The following is a 17514-nucleotide window of genomic DNA, read 5'->3' as shown; positions in this document are numbered from 1 at the left end:
CAAAGCCTTTCTGTTCCGTGAACGCCGGCTCACATTTCGGCCGACATCGTCAGAAGCTCTTCCAGTGCGGCGCGGCGCGAGGTGATCATGCGGAGAAGTTCGTTATTACTGTCATTCTCCGCACGGGTGGTGGTTTCCTGCAGGCCAAGGCGGTCCCATTGCGCGGCGCGCATTGCGTTCTGTCTGCCGCGCGCCTCGTCTGCGACGGCGAAGAACGCATCCGCAGCCTCGGCGGCGCGACCGGCAGTGGCAAGAATCTCGGCCCTCGTGACGGCCGCAGCCTCCGTCGTGACGCCGTCGAGATGGGCAAGCGCGTCTTCGTGGCGCCCCAGTCGCAGGTCGATTTTTGCGAGCAGCAGGCCCGCGTCCGCATCGGGCGGAAGAGCGCCGGCGTAGAGATCGGCGCGTTCGAAAAGGCCAAGGTCCAGCAATCGTGAAGCCAGCCGCAGGTTCAGGCCGACATCGCGGTCGGACGAAGCGATGCGGTTCGGAAAGGCGATTTCCGCCCGCAGGAACCGGGCGTCATCCGCCCTTTCGACAGCCGCGTCGAGCAGTGCGTCTGTCAAAGCCGGCATGTCGTCGGGGTTTAACGGAAGCTTTGACTCTGTCAGGCTGCGCCGGGTCTCGTCGAAACGATCCAGAGCGATGGCGCCTCTAAGCATGGACGAGGCGAGTTGGCTGGCCACGTCCGTTCCCCGCAGCGCGCGGATCAGGGATGGCGCATCGTCGACCCATTTGGGATCAGGGTCGACGCCGCGAGCCGCCGCGTCATTCAGAAGTTCTAGAAGAGCCTCTCCGGCGGTGAGGCCCGTGCCATTCGTGAGCGCGACAAGCCGGGCGCGGGCAGCGTCGGCACGCGTGCCGGTCAGCTCCAGACGTGCCGAGGTCAGGGCCTGCTGGGTCGTACTGTTTCCGGCGCGGATAACCGTGTTGAGCGCGATGCGAGACTCTTCAGGCAGGCCCGCAACCCGCAGGCGCTCGGCCAGGATCGGGCCCAGGTGTATGCGAAGGTGCAACGGAAAAGCCGAAAAGGCTTCGAGAAGGCCTGACAGATCGCGGGGCAGTTCACTTGCCTGGAAAGGGCCAGCGAGCGCGCGCCAGAGACCTGCAAGCGGTGAACAGCCGAATTGCTCGGCGAAGACAGGTGACGCCGTTGCGCCGTTATCAATGATGTCGGCCATTGCCCGGATCAGTGGCTGGTGCGACGACAGCGTATGGTCGGCCACGGAGCGGGCCTCGGCGCCGAAGCCGAGGTAGAGATAGGCATGCGCCAGATCGCGCATCTTTTCCGGATCGAGAGTCCCGTCCTCTTTGGTGGCCTCAGCACGGGCGGGGCCGATACGCGCCAGCCCGCTTTCATCACCCCACGCGGTCAGGTCGAGGTCGTCCGGAGAGATGCAGTTTCCTGTCGCGCGTGACGCGATAGCCTCGTCGAAGGCGCTCGCCACGGCGCGTTCAATGGCGGTGTCGACGCTGAGATTCGCAATCTCCTCCGGTTCCGGACGCGGCTCCCGCGTATCTTTCATTTGCGGGTCGATAACTTGGAGGAGGCCCTGCGTTGTCGCCCGCGCGATATTCGCGGCGACGATATCGACGGCGTCGTTTATCCGCTCCTGATCTGGCGGGTCTTGTGAACTTGCGACCCGCAGGTTGCCGGCGTCATGCACCGTCGGAGCGCTAGGCATATCGGGTTCAATCAGCCTCGGAACGCGCTCGCGATCGGGCGGAGCGGCGATGATCGTCGGGATGTTTTCTGTCCTTGCCAGAGGAGGAGCGACCGGTGCCTGCAAAGTTACGGCCAGATCGAAGACCGCGGTTGGCGACAATGACGGACCTGGGGGGAGCGGCGACTGGTAGGCGACATTTTCACCGGGTACGCCATCGCGAATATCGATGACGATCAGCGTGTCCCGGTAGTTTCCGAACGTCGCATAGCACTCGCAGGCGAGCAGGACCGCGACCTCGTTCGAACCATCCCTTCCGCGAATATCGGCAAGACGGTTGCGGTTGATAAAATCGAAGGCGCGGGACATGTCGGCGCTGAGGTTCTCGATCTTGGGAAACCGTACCGCATAGCCACCGTCGACCCTGCCGGCAGTCCAGTCTGGCCTTTCGTCGAATTCCAGAACGACACGGGTGAACCCGTTATGTTCGCCGGCACGAACGGAAACCTGCACTGCCCAGGCAGGGGCGGCGGCCAGAATCGCAAGAAGAACAGCCAGACACCGAATCATGCGGCGTCCTTCTTGGTGTTCTTCATCGCTTCTTCCAGCTCGGAGAACGAGGGCCGCACATGCCCCGGCGTATTCTGCCGCCCGACTTCGATACAAATCGCGGTGGCATGGTTGTGCAGGTTTGCGACAAGAACCTCGCGAATAAGCTTGTAGAAGTGTTGATCCTCTTCCGCGATGGTAGCGAGCCGGCTGGCAATGGGTCCAACGATCCCGTAGGCGAGAAACACGCCGAGAAAAGTACCGACAAGGGCGCCGCCTATGAGTTTTCCGAGGATCTCCGGCGGCTGGTCTATCGAGCCCATGGTCTTGATCACGCCCAGCACCGCCGCGACGATTCCGAGTGCGGGCAGACCGTCGGCAACGACCTGCAACGCGTGGCTGGAATGCTGTGCGTGGTGGTGATGCGCCTCGATTCGTTTTTCAAGAACATCTTCGACCTGATGGGGGTCGTTGTAGTTCATCGAGGCTGACCGCAGCGTATCGCAGATCATCTCAACCGCTTCGTGATCCTTCTGAATTTTCGGGTAGCTGCCGAAGACAGAAGAATTTTCCGGGTCCTCGATGTGTTCTTCCAGAGCCACGGGGTTCTGACGCGCGAAGCGGATCAGTTCGAACAGAAGACAGAGGAGATCACGGTAATCCTCGGGCTTCCATTTCGGTCCCTTGAAGGCTTTTGAGATGTCGGCAATCGCATGTTTGGCGGCCGCGCCGCTATTGGCGATCAGAAAGGCGCCCGTGGCGGCGCCGCCGATCATCATCATCTCGTAGGGCAACGCGCCGATGATAATCTTCATCTTGCCGCCGGCCAGAAGATAACCGCCGAAAACCATGCCGAATACGACAACTATTCCGATAATGCCGATCACACCGAGTGTTCCGTTCCGCCAGACGTTGCGGAGCCTCAGTGACAGATCGGCGTTAACAACTGGCTACTGCTCCAGAGGTTCGACCGGCAAATCTGCGTTTCTTCCAGCGAGAACGACCGAGATCGAATAGGCAAGGTCGGGCTCTAGTCCGGCCAGTATCGCCGCCGCCGAATCCGAGCGCATCCGACCCAGGAAACCGGCTGCGAAGCTGGGCTCCATCCGGCTGAACAGATCGGCGGCCTGCTCGGCTTTCATATTCTCGTAGACGGCGGTCAGCCGGTCGATGTCGCTTTCGGCGGCGGCGTTGACGTCTGCGATCGTGGAGCGGAGCTTGGCCTCGGCCTCTTGCAACTGGGCAAGGTCCTCGGCGATCTGCGCCTCGGCGCGTTTCAGGACCTGCATACGCGCCTCCATAGCGAGGGTGCGTTCCTGAAGCGCGACTTCACGTTCCCTGAGCGATTCGAGCAGCGCCAGAAGCTCGGGCGTGACGTCGGAATCCGGGCCCTTCGGCTCTCGGGTGACGACATCTTCGGTATCCGGATTTGCCGCGAACGCGAACCCGCCGCCCGAGCCGATGCGGATCACGGCGGAGCCGACAAGCAGCATTGCGAGGATCGCGAGAACATTCTGTGCGGGTCTTGTCCGCTTGCGTTTTCCCGTCATTCCGCAGCCTCCCGATGAGGCGCGCGCCGTGACTGAAAGAGCGTGACCACGTCATTCTCAAGACCTCCATCGCGCGAGGAGCGGGCCTCGGCCGGAGCAGGCTCGGGAAGGTCGTGCATCGATGCAACAAGTAACTCGAGCCGTTGCGCGACACCCTCCGCCTTGTTTGTCAGAGAAGACAGAGAGGTAGCCGAGTTCGCCGTTGCCTTCTGCGCCGTCTCCAGCGCCTTCGTCATGTCCGACACCTGCTTCGACAGGACGGCGATGGCCCCGCCGACACCCTTTTCCACGTCGTTGAATCGGCTCAGGCGGCGCGACAGGACGATGCAGTAAAGTCCGGCGCCCAGGGCTCCGGCAATCAGAAGGATATCGGCAACAAGTTCCACCTTCGGCCTCAACTCACAACGAATTCCATGACCAGCAGGTCCCTTACCAGTTCTCCTCCGACGACCAGATCGATCCGGCGGCGCATCTGTGCACGAAGCGTCAAGAGCGCTGACGGATCCTCAAGCTCGGCAAGCGTGACGGATCGGAGGTAGGTGTTCAGAACGTCGACCACGCGCGGCATCTTTTTCTCGACCTCGTCGGCATAGCTGGGCGACACCTCGAGCTGGGCGGAAAACCTCAGATAACGCGCGTTCTCTGCCGTGCCGATCGGGATCGTCATGGACTGAATCGGCACGAAGGCGATGTCGTCCGAGGTTTTTTCGACCTTTGCCGTCTCTTTCTCGGACCCGCCGGCCATGAGGAAGTACCCGGCGCCGGCACCGGCCAGCCCAAGTACCAGCCCTATTACAAGCGGCATCTTTCCGCGTTTTGGCGGCGCCTCTTCAGCATCTGCCGTGGCGTCGGTCATCTGAAATTCCTTTCACACACTGCCTTCATAGACCGCGCTGGCTAACCGAATCTTAAGAAGGCAGATGCGAGAAAGCGTTCACGAGCAATTGTGGAGAGTTTCGTGGCGCAGATGGCAGAAGCCTGGGGCGCGATGACGCTGCAGAAGCGCATTGTGGTTGTCGCGGCAACGCTGGGTATGTTCCTGGCGGTGATCGGTCTGGCGCGCATGGCGTCGCAACCCCGCTACGAACTGCTCTATGCAGGCCTGGAACCTGCAGTTGCCGGCGATGTGATCGCGGCTCTTGAAGCACGCACTCTGCCGTTCGATGTACGGGGCAGCGCAATCTATGTGCCTGCTGCGGAACGCGATGCCCTCCGTATGGCATTGGCCGGTGAAGGGCTGCCCAGCTCGGGTGGTCAGGGTTACGAGCTTCTCGATACGCTGTCGGGCTTCGGCACGACGGCACAGATGTTCGACGCCGCCTACTGGCGCGCGAAAGAGGGCGAGTTGGCCCGTACGATCACGGCAAGCCGCCATGTCTCGGCCGCGCGGGTCCATATCGCCAACCCCGGCACCGGCCCCTTCGATCGCGGCAGTGTCTCGGCGGCGTCCGTGACGGTGACCACTGTGTCACCGCTCAGCGCCGCGCATGTCGATGCCCTTCGGCATCTCGTTTCCTCTGCGGTTTCCGGGCTTGAGGCGGCAAATGTGTCGATCATCGACAGTCAGAGCGGCCTCATCCCGGCTGACGGCGCCGGGCAGATGTCGCCCGGCGGAACGGCGCAGACACTCGCCGACAGTCTTCGCGCCAATGTGCTGCGTCTGGTCGAGGCACGCGTCGGTGTGGGTAATGTCCGGGTTGAAGCGCATGTTGACACGATCACCGAACGTGAGGCGATCTCCGAGCGGCGCTTCGATCCCGACAGCAGGGTCGCGATCAGTTCCGAGACCGAAGAGACATCGACGCGCGCCGCCGATCAGAACAGCGGAGCGGTGACGGTCGCCTCGAATCTTCCGGAAGGGGATGCGGGCGGATCTGCCAACAGCTCCGAGTCGAACGAGACCCGGAGCCGGGAGATCGTCAATTTCGAAGTCTCCGAAACGCTCCGAGACGTCGTCCGTGAGCCCGGCGGGATACGGCGCCTGTCGATTGCGGTTCTGGTGAACGGGCTGGTCTCGACAGCCGAAGATGGGACAATCGCTTGGGAGCCTCGTCCAGACTCCGAGATTGCTGTTCTCAGGGACCTTGTGGCGTCAGCCGTCGGGTTCAACGCCGAACGAGGCGACCAATTGACGATCCACTCCATGCAATTCGATAGCCCCGAGGTCGATGCGCCTGTGGAAACGGCGTCCTTCATCGACTCGTTTTCGTTGGATGTGATGTCCCTCATTCAACTGGCGACGCTTGCCCTCGTCAGCTTGATCCTGGGATTGTTCGTGGTGCGACCGCTACTGATGAGCTCGAGTCGCGCGCCGACAGCCGCGTTGCCCCGACCCGAGCGCGCAGAGGGCCCTGAAGACGACTTTCCGGCCCTGCCGCCTCTTGATGGCGAACTGTCCGGCCAGGGCGAGGGGTTCTCGGGCCTACCCGACCTTCCAGGACTTCCTGATTTCGGTGATATGAACGGCGGTGGCGCATCGAATGATCCCGCGGACCGCATTCGTCAGCTTCTTGCAGACCGGCAGGACGAAGGGATCGAGGTGCTTGCGCGCTGGATGCAGGATGCGGGCGAGGCTGCGCAATGACACTGCGTGACCTCTTCGAGGATTTCGAGACGGCAGAACGCGGTTTGCCATCCGCGCCGGCTCGGTCGCCCGAGCCGGCCTCCGCGCCAACCGACGAAGACGTCAGATCCGAGGGGTTCGAGGCAGGCTATGCATCGGGCTGGGAAGACGGTGAAAGGTCGATGGCCGAGCGGCATGGACGGGTAAGCGCGGAATTCGAACGGACGATACGCGATCTCGGGTTCACCTATCACGAGGCACTCGAACAGCTTCAGGTCCAGTATGTCCGTTTGATTGAGGGCTTTTTGGAGGCGCTCTTTCCTGCAGCGGTGCCGGAACTCATTCTGGAGACCGTGCGACACGAGATGTCGGAACGGTCAGCGGGGCTTGCTGACGGCAGCATGAACATCGTCGCGGCGCCCGGAATGGTCGGGCTTCTGGAGAGGCTGGTTGCCGAGCATTTCCCGGACCAGATCACCGTCACCGAGGAGTCGAGCCTTGCCGAAAACCAGGCCTTCATCCGGCTCGGTGAGACTGAATTGATGGTCGATTTTGAAACCCTCGTCACGCGGATGAGGGAACAATTGGCGGCGCTTGGCAGCGAGAACAGGGACCTGGCGGTAAATGAGTGACGAGTCCAATCAGACCGAAGGCCCCATCGCGGGCATAAGCGACGTTCCTGTCACACTGACCGTGTCCGTCGGGCGTGCACGGCCGACCGTTGGCGAGCTGTTGTCACTGACGGCGGACGATATCTTCACTCTGGACAAGTCCCTCGATGATCCGGTCGACCTCTACGTGGGCGATCACCTCGTCGGGCGAGGTGTCCTCGAGGAACTCGACGAGCCGGGCTCGGGACGCCTCGGAATAAGAATCACCGAAATAGCGCCGATCAAGGACCTGGTTTGACTGCTTTCCGCCACCGATGTCCTGTGTTCCTGGGTAGGTTGGGTGGCGCCGCGCTCGCCGTTGTTTTTCCATCCATTCTTTGGGCACAAACAGTGACGGTCTCCGTAGGCGAAGGCGCTTCGGTGGCTGAATACGCCATTCAGCTTCTGGTTCTCGTCACGCTTCTGAGCCTTGTTCCCGGACTGGCCATGATGATCACCTGCTTTCCATTCATGGTCACGGTCCTTGCCATTCTGAGGCAAGGGATCGGACTTCAACAGTCTCCTCCCAACATGCTCATCGTGAGCCTCGCCCTGTTCCTGACGTTTTTCGTGATGGAGCCGGTCTTTCGGGAGGCGTGGACCGCCGCAGGTCAGCCGTTCTCCAACGGCGAAATCGATGCAGGGCGAGCTGTCGAGCTTGGTCTCGGTCCTTTTAAGGCGTTTATGCTCGGAAGGGTCGATGGGGACACTCTTGCGGGACTTCAGGCGCTTCGGGACGACAACGCGGCAGGCGCATTCGGCTCGACGCAAGGGGTTAGCGACCTGAGTGTCCTCATACCAGCCTTTCTGCTCAGCGAGATCGAACGCGCATTCCAGATCGGATTTTTGATTTTCCTCCCTTTCCTGATTATCGACCTCGTCGTTGCGGCTGTTCTAATGTCCATGGGGATGATGATGGTTCCGCCCGCCATCGTTTCGCTTCCGTTCAAACTCGCGTTCTTTGTGGTTGCGGACGGTTGGTCGCTGATCACAGGAGCCTTGGTCCGGGGCTATCTGAACTAGCTCCCCTAGAAGGTCGGCTTTCTCTTTGGCTTCGTGTTGGCCACGCGATCGAACCACGCCGACGCTTCTTACCGAACAAGCAGCTCCGCATGAAGCGCACCCGCTGCGTTGATCGTCTTCAGGATGTCGATCATGTCGCGCGGCGAGACTCCCAACGCATTCAGCCCGGCGACCACTTCCGAAAGTGTCGTCGCCTCCTCGATCTCGGCGAGTCCGGTTCCGGGGGCTTCCTCGATGTCGACCTGCGTACGCGGCACAATGATGCTTTCGCCTTCGGCAAACGGGTTCGGTTGCACGACAAGAGGGGCCTCTTCCACCCGGAGCGTCAAATTGCCTTGTGACACCGCGACGCGCGACAGACGAACATCCTCGCCGATGACTATGGTTCCGGACCTCTGATCGACGACGACACGGGCAAGCGACGCGGGTTCGACGGTAAGCCCCTCAATGAATGTGATGGCGCGGGCCGGGTTGCCTAGCCCCGCACCGGTCGTATCGAACACGACTGTTCCAGGGTCAGTCATGAGCGCAACTGTCTGACCGAAGGCCGCGTTGATTGTTGCTTCAATTCGGGCAGCGGTCGTGAAATCCGGCGAACGAAGGGACAGACGCACCTCTCTCATCGAATTGAATTCGAAGGGGACCTCACGTTCGACCCGTGCGCCCCCTGGGATGGAACCCGCAGTCGGTACACCCTCGACAACCTCGGCGCCATTCCCTGCCGCCGCGACGCCGCCCGCGATGATCGTGCCCTGAGAGACCGCGTAGATCAGACCATCGGCCGCGTTCAGGGGTGTCATCACGAGAGTACCGCCCAGAAGGCTGCTGGCATCACCGATCGCGGACACCGTCACGTCGATCCTGCTGCCGGCTCGGGCGAATGGAGGTAGTTCCGCAGTGACCAGAACTGCGGCCACATTCCTTGGCCGAAACTGTTCGCCAGTCACGTTCACACCGAGACGCTCGAGGATGTTCGACATGATTTCTTCGGTGAAAGGTGCGTTTCTTATCCCGTCTCCTGTCCCGTTCAGACCGACGACAAGGCCATAGCCGACAAGATCGTTGCCACGGACCCCGTCGAAATCAACGAGATCCTTTATCCGGACCTCCGCCAGAAGCGACGGCGCCAACATCAGCCAGACAAGACATGCCCCCAGAAGTCCCCTCATCTCAGATAATCCGTAAGGGAAAGCCCGGACATTTTGGACGTGAGCACGTAGAGACTGCGAAGCTGCGTTTCGACGGCTTCGATTTCGCTTGCGACCTCAAAGGGATCGATTTCCGTCAGAGAGGCTCGCGCGACCTCGAGCCCGTCTCTTTCAGCGGCGGTTTCTGCAATCGCCACGTCCAGATTTTCCTGCATGGTGCCGACTTGTGCCTGCAGGGAAAGAACGCCTTCGCGCGCATTCAGGAGAATGTCACCCGACCGCCTGAGTAGCGTTTCACGATCCTCGGGCGTTGCAGTCGTCAGGCCACGTTCCAGAAGGGCTGAGGTGACGAAGCCTTTGACGAGGCCCCGCAGCTCGGGGGTCGCGGCGGTAGGCGCGACGGACGCGAGAGACAACACTCCGGCGGTATCTCCGCTCACTGGAGGACCGCCCCGATAGACAAGCGTATCGAAATCCCCGCCGGGTGCCAGCCAGTCGTCCAGCGCAGCCTCGATATCGGCGGCCGTCACGGCGCCCTGCGCGACGATCACAGCCTCGGCGGAATTGAGAATGTCGGACGCGGGCGGCAGGGCCGGGCCGTCAACCCGGGTGCCGGCAAACAGGCTTCGGCCACCGATCTGGGTGTTCAGTTGCGCCACGGCGCGATCGAACGCCTGCGCCGCATCGCTTAGCACTTCGGCTTCCAGCGTTGGCCGCGGGGCCCCCTGCAGGAGAAGAAGCTGACCCGCGACCCGATCGGTCGCCTCACGGATCGATGACAGCGCGGTTTGACGCGCATCGGTCTCGAGGGCGAATTCGGATAGGGAGGTGAGCGTTGTCCGCGCTTTGGCGATGCCGGAATCGAAAGCGGCCAGAGCCCGGTAGTCTCCACCGACGGCATCGTCCAGCCGCGCGGTCCGGCCCGTCGAGAGTTCGCGCGTCAGCTCGTCGAAACGGGCGGAGAGGCGGGCATTGTCACGTCGAAGCTGGAGAGACTGCGCAAGATCGCCGATCGAAATGAAGGACATCACTAAAGCTCCAGAAGTTGGTCGATGAGGCGGCTGGCGGTTCTTACAACCTGTGCATTGGCGGCGTAGGCCTGTTCGATCATCAGAAGCTTCTGCATTTCCTGATCGGTATCGACTCCGCCGGAGAGTTCGCGGTTGAGAAGCGTCTCCTGACGGGCTGCCTGAAAGCTCCGTTCCCCATCGGCAGCAAGGCTTTCTCGGGACACGGAGGACAGAAGGTCAGCGGCAAGGATGCTGACCGTTCGGCCCGCGCCACCAAAGACCGGGTCGGCAGGGGCCTGAACGGCGCTGAGGGTGGCAGAAAGGCTTGAGATCAGGGTCGCATCGCCCACGTCGCCCGGCAGAGCGGCGCCGAGACCATCCCGCAAACGCCAGCTTTCACCACCCGCGTCGGGATCTAGTGCTGTATTCACCGACAATCGACCGGCGAGCCCGATCAGATCGGCCGCGTCGTAGACGCCGCCACCGTCGGTGAAGAGGCCCGGGTCCCCCGGCGCACGTGTGGGGTCATCCGTATTTGCTTCGAACCTGGTCAAAAGTTCGGCGGCGAAACCGTCCAGTCGCGCTTGCACCTCGGGCGCGCGGGCGTCGCGAAGATCGAACAGTGCCGCAAGGGAACCTCCGGCGATTGGCGACGACGCGCCCGCGGTGTTCACCAGCCGACCATCGATGGTCAGACCGGACAGCGCGCCGGATGCAAGGCTCATGTCCGGCGTAATCGGCTGCGTTTGATCGAAGCCGAGCTCTGCGGCGGTCAGGTCGACAAGCCGCGCGCCGCCGGGTGTGTACAGCGCGATCGTGTCATTGTCGCGCGCGATGATGCTGACAGGCAGAACGCGCGAAATCTCGTCGACAATGACCTGTCGCTGATCGAGAAGGGCCGGGTAGTCCTGACCGCTGCCTCGGGCGCGTAGGATCGCATCATTGAGATCAGCAACCCGTTGGAGGTTGGCGTTTACAGTGCGCACCTGTGTGGCGATGGCGGCGTCGGCATCCTCGCGCTGCTGCTGAACGGACTTGCTTGCGTCATTCAGTTTTCCGGCGAGGTCGCGCGCGGCCCCGACCGCCGTGTCCAGCCGCGCGACATTGTCCGGGCGCGATGCAGCGAGGCTGAGAGCGTTCTCGAAGGTCGTGAGGACATCCGTGAGGCTGCCCGCCTCGCCCGGGCGGCCGATCGTTTCGAGCGCCCGCTGAAAGAAACCGACGAACACATCGGCGTTGGCGAGTCCGGCATCTGCGAGACGGCGGTCGCGGAGAAGTATCGCGTCGACCGAGCGGCGAATGCCGTCGATCTGTACACCGTCGCCCGCGCCTGTTGTCGTCCGCGCGCTGAGTTCGAGTTCGCGACGGCCATACCCTTCCGTCATGGCATTGGCCACGTTCGAGCTGACCAGCTGCGCCGCGCGCGACGAAGCGGTCAGACCTGAAAGGGCGTTGGCCAATGCAGATGAAATACTCATGATTTAGCGTAAGCGCCCCTACCGTTTGATATTCGTGGTTTCCTGAAGCATCTCGTCGACCGTTTGGATGACCTTCGCGTTGGACGAATAGGCCCGCTGTGTCTGAATGAGCTGCGTCAACTCCCCGGCGACGTCTGTCGCGCTTTCCTCCAGGGCGAAGCCGACGATGTCGCCAGTCGGTCCGTCAGCCGCATCCCAGAGAAAGAAGGTGCCGCTGTCATTCGACGTGCGATAGGTCTGGTTGTCCTCGGCGATCAGGCCATTGGGGTTCGGCAGGTCGATCAGAGGTATCTGGTAGATTGTGCGCGTAATTCCGATGTCGAAATTCGCGCGGACGAAGCCGTTCGCATCGACCTCGACCGAGATCAGGTTGCCCACAGGCGAGCCGTCCTTCGAAATGGAGGTGGGCGCGAAGCTGTCGGAAAGCTGGGTCAGACCCTGTCCGCTGCCCACGGAACCGATATTGATGTCGATCGGGCCGCCGGCCACGTTCACGGTGAAGTTTCCGGTTGCGGGGTCGTAGGCGCCACCGGTCGCGCCGACGGCCACACCGGCGAGCGTACCGCCGGAGCCACGCGTATCATCGAAGGTCAGCGTGTACTCCCCGATCACGGCACCGCCGGAGGCGCTGTCGGTCAGGGTCATTGTCCATTCGTTCGAGAGGCCGGGCGCTCCGGGAACGGTGGGCGAGAACTCGATGTTGATGGATTGCGAGGTGCCGAGGTTGTCGAAATATTCGACGGAAAGCTCCAGCGGATTGCCGCTCGACCCGAATTCGGTTTCCGTGGCGGGCAGATTCACGCCGAGCGCAATGCGCGTGGTCGGTTCGGAAGTGAACTGGTTTACGTTGATCTGCACAGGTTCCAGACCATCGCCTGTATCGCGCGGAAAGGTCGGGATCGTGCCGTCGGGATCGGCGGGCCACCCCATCAGCGTCACGCCGGCGCTGGTCCTCAGAAACCCGTCCGCATCGGTGCGGAACGAACCGGTCGTCGCCAGAAAGAGCGGGTAATCCCCGGTCTGACTGAGAAGCGAGCTGGCAGTGGTGACAGGAAGGAAGCCCCGGCCGCGAACGGCCAGATCCGTCGGATTGTTCGTCGTCGCCAACGCGCCCGGCTGATCGATAAGCCTTTGCGTCGACACGCGGACGCCGCCTGCCGAATAGGTGCCCTGACCACTTTCGATCACGAGCGATGAGAAATCGGCTTCGGCCCGCTTGTAGCCGTAGGTCGCCGAGTTCGCGATATTGTCCGAAATTGTTGCAAGTCGGCTGGCATTCGCCGCCAGGCCCGCCACACCCGCGTTCAGCGAGGAAGAGATCGTCATTGGTCTGCACCTTTCTGCTGCATCGCCCCCGATTTCCGACCCGGATATCCCGCTGGGCTTAAGGATCGGTTGACGTCAAAAATTCGAAACACTTTCTCAGAGCCTGTGCCGCAGCAGGATGACCTCGACCCTCTCGTTTCTGGGCGCACCCGGGTCCCGCATGACGGGCTGACCGGCACCGAACCCGGTGATCCGCTGAAAACGCGCCGACGGCAGACCGGCCCCAACCAGGGTGCTACGGACGCCGTCGCTTCGGATGACGGAGAGCGACCAGGGGTCCAGGCCCCCGGCCGCGACGTGAACCTCGATCGCGATTTCGTTTCGCACAAGGCGTGCAGCCTCAGCCGTGGCTTCCAGTAGCGCGGTCAGAAGCGGCGTCGGCGCCTCGGCCTGAAATAGCGGTGCGTCGGGCGTGGCGAAGAGTTCGACGATCAGGCCTTCATCGCTGATCTCGCTGATGATGTGTCGGGCAAGCAGATCGCTGACAAGGCTTTCACCGCCCCGCCCGCTCAGCGCGGCCTGTACGTCGTCAAAGCTCGCTTCTCCGCCACCTTCTTCGCTTTCGAGATCGGACGTTCCATTCTGTGTCTCTAGGCCCGGCGCAAGAAGTGCCGCGCCGGTGCCCGAATTGGCCAGCGCGACCTCGGTGAAGACGCTGTCGCCCCCAAAGGCACCATCGCCACCGCCGGACACCTTGTTGATCGGAATGCTGGGATTGAAGTAATCCGCGATCCCCTTGCGCTGCTTTTCGTTCGTCGCGCCGAGCAGCCACATCAGCAGGAAGAACGCCATCATGGCCGTCACGAAATCGGCATAGGCGACCTTCCAGGCGCCACCGTGATGTCCGCCCTGAATGATCTTCTTGCGCTTGACGATAATCGGCGCTTTCGCGTCGGCGGCCATGTATCACCCCATCAAAGCCGCCCACCGACACCGGGGATAGAGGTCAGGAGTAAAGCCCGCGTTAATACGGGCTTTCGCTGGAAAAGCTGCCGCGTTTGTTCTACTCCCCGACTTAAACCCAAGGACAAGGATAGGGCCGTGACCAAGCTTCGTTCCCAACTCTGGTTCGACAATGCCGACAATCAGGAGATGACGGCGCTCTACCTCGAGCGCTATCTGAACTACGGCCTGACGCGCGAGGAATTGCAGGGCGGCAAGCCCATCATCGGCATCGCCCAGACGGGCTCGGACCTGAGCCCCTGCAACCGACACCATATCGAACTGGCCAAGCGTGTCCGGGACGGCGTCATTGCGGCTGGCGGCACGGTGATCGAGATCCCCGTCCACCCGATCCAGGAAACCGGCAAGAGGCCCACGGCGTCGCTCGACCGGAACCTCGCTTACCTGTCGCTGGTCGAAACGCTCTACGGCTATCCCATCGACGGCGTGGTGCTGACCATCGGCTGCGACAAGACCACACCTGCGCTTCTCATGGCTGCCGCCACCGTCAATATCCCCGCCATCGCGCTGTCGGTCGGACCTATGCTGAACGGCTGGTTTCAGGGCAAGCGCACCGGGTCGGGCACCATCGTCTGGAAGGCGCGCGAACTGCACGCGGCGGGCGAGATCGACGATGACGGCTTCATGGAGCTTGTCGCCTCGTCCACGCCATCGGTCGGCTATTGCAACACGATGGGGACCGCCACGACGATGAACTCTTTGGCCGAGGCGCTGGGTATGCAGCTTCCGGGGTCAGCGGCCATTCCGGCGCCCTATCGCGAGCGCGGACAGATCAGTTACGAGACCGGCAAGCAGATCGTCGAGATGGTTCATTCCGATCGCCGCCCGTCCGACATAATGACCCGCGAAGCCTTCGAGAACGCTATCGTCGTGAATTCGGCCATCGGCGGGTCGACCAACGCGCCAATTCACCTGAACGGTATTGCGCGCCACCTGGGCATCCCGCTCGACAATGACGACTGGCAGACGCTAGGCCACAAGGTGCCGCTTCTGGTGAACCTGCAGCCCGCGGGCGAATACCTTGGCGAGGATTACCACCGCTCGGGCGGCGTGCCCGCCGTAATCGGTGAGCTGATCGAAGCCGGGCTGCTGCCGCATCCGGACGCGCTGACCGCCAACGGCAAAACCATGGCCGAGAACTGCGCCAAGGCCCGCAGCGAGAACCGTGACGTGATCAAGACGGTCGGCGAGCCGATGAAACGGGATGCCGGGTTCATCAATCTCAAGGGAAACCTGTTCGACAGCGCGATCATGAAAACCAGCGTGATCTCGCCCGAGTTCCGTGAGCGTTACCTGTCGAACCCCGACGACCCCGAGGCCTTCGAGGGTCGCGCCGTCGTCTTCGACGGGCCGGAGGATTTCCACGCCCGGATCGACGACGAAACCCTCGGCATCGACGCGAATTGCATTCTGATCATGCGGGGCGCCGGGCCGATCGGCTATCCCGGCGCGGCAGAGGTGGTGAATATGCGCCCGCCGGCCTACTTACTGAAGAAGGGCATTCATTCACTGCCCTGCGTGGGCGACGGGCGGCAATCCGGTACATCGGGTTCGCCCTCGATCCTGAACGCCTCGCCCGAGGCTGCGGCGGGCGGCGGCCTGGCGCTGGTGCAGACGGGCGACCGCGTTCGGATCGATCTGCGCACCTGCACCGCGAACATGCTGGTGGAAGATGCCGAGCTTGAGGCCCGCCGCGCCGCTTTGCCCACGCGTCCCTTCGCCCCGGAAAGCCAGTCGCCGTGGCAGGAGATATTCCGCGACCGAGTTGGGCAACTGGCCGAGGGTATGACGCTGAAGGGTGCGGATCAGTATCGCGACATCGCCCGCAAGCACATGCCCCGCGACAACCACTAGGCGGCGCTCGGGACGTCAGCCGGTTCCGAAATGCTCCGATCCGCGGGCGGCGGCGAGTTCAACCTGACGCTGCCGTTCGCGGAACCGCGCGCGGTCGGCCTCCGAATACGTGCCGATGCAGCGCGCACAGGAAACGCCCAGCTCGAAATCGGGATGGGCCTTGTCGGTCTCGGAGATGGGGTGCCGGCAGGCGTGACAGAGGTCATGCGCGCCCGGGCTGAGGCCGTGACCGACAGACACGCGCTGGTCGAAGACGAAACACTCCCCGCGCCAGAGGCTCTGCTCTTCCGGGACCTCTTCGAGATATTTCAGGATTCCCCCCTTCAGGTGGAACACATCCTCGACCCCCTGACCGATCAGCCAGTTGGTGGCCTTCTCGCAGCGGATGCCGCCAGTACAGAACATGGCGATCTTCTTGCCCTCAAACCGGTGGCGGTTGGCGGCCCACCATGCGGGGAAATCTCGGAAGGTCTCGGTTTCCGGATCGACCGCACCTTCGAAGGTCCCGATGGCAACCTCGTAGCCATTCCGCGTGTCGATGACGGCCACATCGGGCCGGGAAATCAGGTTGTTCCAGTCGGATGGCGGCACATACGCGCCGACCTTCCGGCGGGGGTCGACGTCCTCCTGCCCAAGCGTGACGATCTCCTTCTTCAGCCGGACCTTGAGCCGGCCAAAGGGGTTGGTGTCCGCTTCGGATTCCTTCCAGTCCAGATCGGCGCAGCCCGGCAGCGCACGGATATGGTCGAGAACAGCGTCTATTCCCTTCCGCGTTCCCGCTATGGTGCCGTTGATTCCCTCTCGCGCCAGAAGAAGTGTGCCCCGCACCCCGTTCGCGCAGGCAATCTCGGCCAGCGGCGCTTTCAGAGCGGCCGGGTCTGGGAAAGGCGTGAACCTGTATAGCGCTGCAACGACGATCATCAGCGCGACCTAAGCCATCCGGGCCCGGCCCTCAAGCCCGGCGGTTGACCGCAAGGCGGGCGCTGCCTAAGCCATAGGCCTCAAGGAGTTTGCCAATGCGTCCTCAGAACGAAGCCATCATTGTCATCGACGTTCAGAACGATTTCTGTCCGGGCGGCGCCCTCGCTGTGGCAGGCGGCGATGAGATCGTCGCTCCGATCAATGCGCTCGTGCCGGAGTTTCCGGTGCGTGTCTTCACGCAGGACTGGCACCCTGCGGGTCATTCGAGCTTTGCGACAAGCCATGACGGGCACGATCCTTTCACGATGATCGACATGCCCTACGGGCCGCAGGTCCTCTGGCCTGACCACTGCGTGATTGGCTCGGACGGCGCTGCCTTTCACCCAAAACTCGATACCCGACATGCCGACCTGATCGTGAGAAAGGGCTTTCGTACCGAGATCGACAGCTATTCGGCTTTTTTCGAGAATGACCACGAAACTCCAACAGGGCTGGAGGGGTACTTGCGCACCCGCGGGGTCGACACGGTGACGCTGGTCGGTCTCGCCACCGATTACTGCGTGAATTTCTCGGCCGTCGATGCGGCACGCCTCGGGTTCAAGGTGACCGTCATCGAAAGCCTTTGCCGCGCGATCGACCTCGACGGTTCGCTTGCGGCCGCGCGGGACGGTATGAAAGAGGCGGGCGTCACGCTGGCGTGATGGTGTCAGGGGGCTCTGCCCCCCGCCGCGCTGACGCGCGTCTCCCCCCGGGATATTTCCGAACAGGCGAAGACAATTTGACTCAAATTTTTGCTTCTTCTGTTTGAAAATACC

At 62.4% G+C, this 17514-nt stretch carries 17 protein-coding genes; 6 read left to right on the top strand and 11 right to left on the bottom strand.

What is annotated here, in order from left to right; genetic code table 11:
• Window positions 1–29: 29 nt before the first annotated feature.
• The 5 genes from GQ651_RS09940 to GQ651_RS09920 form a co-directional block, all read right to left on the bottom strand.
• On the bottom strand, window positions 30–2234 hold the full coding sequence (locus GQ651_RS09940) for a hypothetical protein (RefSeq protein ID WP_160764108.1): 2205 nt from the start codon (window positions 2232–2234) through the stop codon (window positions 30–32).
• Window positions 2231–3100: a flagellar motor stator protein MotA gene (gene motA, locus GQ651_RS09935; RefSeq protein WP_160764107.1), complete on the bottom strand. Its 870-nt coding sequence runs from the start codon at window positions 3098–3100 to the stop codon at window positions 2231–2233. The genes GQ651_RS09940 and motA overlap by 4 nt, the downstream gene beginning before the upstream one ends.
• 63 nt (window positions 3101–3163) lie before the next feature.
• Window positions 3164–3763, bottom strand: coding sequence for a MotE family protein (locus GQ651_RS09930; RefSeq protein WP_160764106.1), 600 nt, complete (start codon window positions 3761–3763; stop codon window positions 3164–3166).
• Entirely contained in the window at window positions 3760–4149 is a 390-nt protein-coding gene (locus GQ651_RS09925) for a hypothetical protein (RefSeq protein ID WP_160764105.1), read from the bottom strand. Before GQ651_RS09925 ends, GQ651_RS09930 begins: the two co-directional genes overlap by 4 nt.
• Before the next feature lie 8 nt (window positions 4150–4157).
• Window positions 4158–4619: a flagellar basal body-associated FliL family protein gene (locus GQ651_RS09920; RefSeq protein ID WP_160764104.1), complete on the bottom strand. Its 462-nt coding sequence runs from the start codon at window positions 4617–4619 to the stop codon at window positions 4158–4160.
• A 111-nt stretch (window positions 4620–4730) separates the two neighbouring features.
• On the opposite strand from GQ651_RS09920, the gene fliF reads away from it, so the two are divergent.
• The 4 genes from fliF to fliP are packed head-to-tail and all read left to right on the top strand — an operon-like array spanning window position 4731 to window position 7999.
• The gene (gene fliF / locus GQ651_RS09915) at window positions 4731–6347 is read left to right on the top strand and encodes a flagellar basal-body MS-ring/collar protein FliF (protein WP_227258221.1); all 1617 of its coding nucleotides are present in this window, start codon (window positions 4731–4733) and stop codon (window positions 6345–6347) included.
• Window positions 6344–6958: a FliH/SctL family protein gene (locus GQ651_RS09910; RefSeq protein ID WP_160764102.1), complete on the top strand. Its 615-nt coding sequence runs from the start codon at window positions 6344–6346 to the stop codon at window positions 6956–6958. Before fliF ends, GQ651_RS09910 begins: the two co-directional genes overlap by 4 nt.
• The gene (locus GQ651_RS09905) at window positions 6951–7235 is read left to right on the top strand and encodes a FliM/FliN family flagellar motor switch protein (protein ID WP_160764101.1); all 285 of its coding nucleotides are present in this window, start codon (window positions 6951–6953) and stop codon (window positions 7233–7235) included. The genes GQ651_RS09910 and GQ651_RS09905 overlap by 8 nt, the downstream gene beginning before the upstream one ends.
• A 38-nt stretch (window positions 7236–7273) precedes the next feature.
• Window positions 7274–7999 (top strand): flagellar type III secretion system pore protein FliP, encoded by a 726-nt coding sequence (gene fliP, locus GQ651_RS09900; protein WP_406565471.1) that lies wholly within the window; start codon window positions 7274–7276, stop codon window positions 7997–7999.
• Window positions 8000–8067: 68 nt separating this feature from the next.
• Here the strand turns inward: fliP and GQ651_RS09895 are convergent, their stop codons facing one another.
• The 5 genes from GQ651_RS09895 to GQ651_RS09875 form a co-directional block, all read right to left on the bottom strand.
• Window positions 8068–9168, bottom strand: coding sequence for a flagellar basal body P-ring protein FlgI (locus GQ651_RS09895; protein WP_160764100.1), 1101 nt, complete (start codon window positions 9166–9168; stop codon window positions 8068–8070).
• The gene (locus GQ651_RS09890) at window positions 9165–10175 is read right to left on the bottom strand and encodes a flagellin (protein WP_160764099.1); all 1011 of its coding nucleotides are present in this window, start codon (window positions 10173–10175) and stop codon (window positions 9165–9167) included. The genes GQ651_RS09895 and GQ651_RS09890 overlap by 4 nt, the downstream gene beginning before the upstream one ends.
• Window positions 10176–10177: 2 nt before the next feature.
• The gene (flgK, locus tag GQ651_RS09885) at window positions 10178–11635 is read right to left on the bottom strand and encodes a flagellar hook-associated protein FlgK (protein WP_160764098.1); all 1458 of its coding nucleotides are present in this window, start codon (window positions 11633–11635) and stop codon (window positions 10178–10180) included.
• A gap of 18 nt (window positions 11636–11653) precedes the next feature.
• Window positions 11654–12961, bottom strand: a complete 1308-nt coding sequence (locus GQ651_RS09880; RefSeq protein WP_160764097.1) for a flagellar hook protein FlgE — start codon at window positions 12959–12961, stop codon at window positions 11654–11656.
• A gap of 96 nt (window positions 12962–13057) precedes the next feature.
• Window positions 13058–13864, bottom strand: a complete 807-nt coding sequence (locus tag GQ651_RS09875; RefSeq protein WP_160764096.1) for a flagellar motor protein MotB — start codon at window positions 13862–13864, stop codon at window positions 13058–13060.
• 138 nt (window positions 13865–14002) lie between these two features.
• Between GQ651_RS09875 and GQ651_RS09870 the strand changes: the two genes are divergently transcribed.
• A complete protein-coding gene (locus tag GQ651_RS09870; RefSeq protein WP_160764095.1) occupies window positions 14003–15778 on the top strand; it encodes an IlvD/Edd family dehydratase in 1776 nt (591 codons plus the stop codon).
• A 15-nt stretch (window positions 15779–15793) separates the two neighbouring features.
• On the opposite strand, the gene trhO is transcribed toward GQ651_RS09870, so the two are convergent.
• A complete protein-coding gene (trhO, locus tag GQ651_RS09865) occupies window positions 15794–16699 on the bottom strand; it encodes an oxygen-dependent tRNA uridine(34) hydroxylase TrhO (RefSeq protein WP_160764094.1) in 906 nt (301 codons plus the stop codon).
• 95 nt (window positions 16700–16794) lie between these two features.
• Here trhO and pncA point away from each other — a divergent pair, with 95 nt between their 5' ends.
• Window positions 16795–17400, top strand: a complete 606-nt coding sequence (pncA, locus tag GQ651_RS09860) for a bifunctional nicotinamidase/pyrazinamidase (RefSeq protein WP_160764093.1) — start codon at window positions 16795–16797, stop codon at window positions 17398–17400.
• The last annotated feature ends 114 nt before the right edge of the window (window positions 17401–17514 follow it).

Origin of the sequence: Kangsaoukella pontilimi (assembly GCF_009830125.1) — a bacterium.
Classification (GTDB): Bacteria; Pseudomonadota; Alphaproteobacteria; order Rhodobacterales; family Rhodobacteraceae; genus Kangsaoukella; species Kangsaoukella pontilimi.
The sequence above is the reverse complement of the archived record's forward strand: the minus strand, read 5'-3'. Positions and strand labels throughout refer to the sequence as shown.

Excerpts from the sequence above, each read along its gene's own strand:
- GQ651_RS09940 (WP_160764108.1), bottom strand. The coding sequence starts at position 2,234 with ATGATTCGGTGTCTGGCTGTTCTTCTTGCGATTCTGGCCGCCGCCCCT.
- GQ651_RS09930 (WP_160764106.1), bottom strand. The coding sequence starts at position 3,763 with ATGACGGGAAAACGCAAGCGGACAAGACCCGCACAGAATGTTCTCGCG.
- GQ651_RS09920 (WP_160764104.1), bottom strand. The coding sequence starts at position 4,619 with ATGACCGACGCCACGGCAGATGCTGAAGAGGCGCCGCCAAAACGCGGA.
- fliF (WP_227258221.1), top strand. The coding sequence starts at position 4,731 with ATGGCAGAAGCCTGGGGCGCGATGACGCTGCAGAAGCGCATTGTGGTT.
- GQ651_RS09910 (WP_160764102.1), top strand. The coding sequence starts at position 6,344 with ATGACACTGCGTGACCTCTTCGAGGATTTCGAGACGGCAGAACGCGGT.
- GQ651_RS09905 (WP_160764101.1), top strand. The coding sequence starts at position 6,951 with ATGAGTGACGAGTCCAATCAGACCGAAGGCCCCATCGCGGGCATAAGC.
- GQ651_RS09895 (WP_160764100.1), bottom strand. The coding sequence starts at position 9,168 with ATGAGGGGACTTCTGGGGGCATGTCTTGTCTGGCTGATGTTGGCGCCG.
- GQ651_RS09890 (WP_160764099.1), bottom strand. The coding sequence starts at position 10,175 with ATGTCCTTCATTTCGATCGGCGATCTTGCGCAGTCTCTCCAGCTTCGA.
- flgK (WP_160764098.1), bottom strand. The coding sequence starts at position 11,635 with ATGAGTATTTCATCTGCATTGGCCAACGCCCTTTCAGGTCTGACCGCT.
- GQ651_RS09880 (WP_160764097.1), bottom strand. The coding sequence starts at position 12,961 with ATGACGATCTCTTCCTCGCTGAACGCGGGTGTGGCGGGCCTGGCGGCG.
- GQ651_RS09875 (WP_160764096.1), bottom strand. The coding sequence starts at position 13,864 with ATGGCCGCCGACGCGAAAGCGCCGATTATCGTCAAGCGCAAGAAGATC.
- trhO (WP_160764094.1), bottom strand. The coding sequence starts at position 16,699 with ATGATCGTCGTTGCAGCGCTATACAGGTTCACGCCTTTCCCAGACCCG.
- pncA (WP_160764093.1), top strand. The coding sequence starts at position 16,795 with ATGCGTCCTCAGAACGAAGCCATCATTGTCATCGACGTTCAGAACGAT.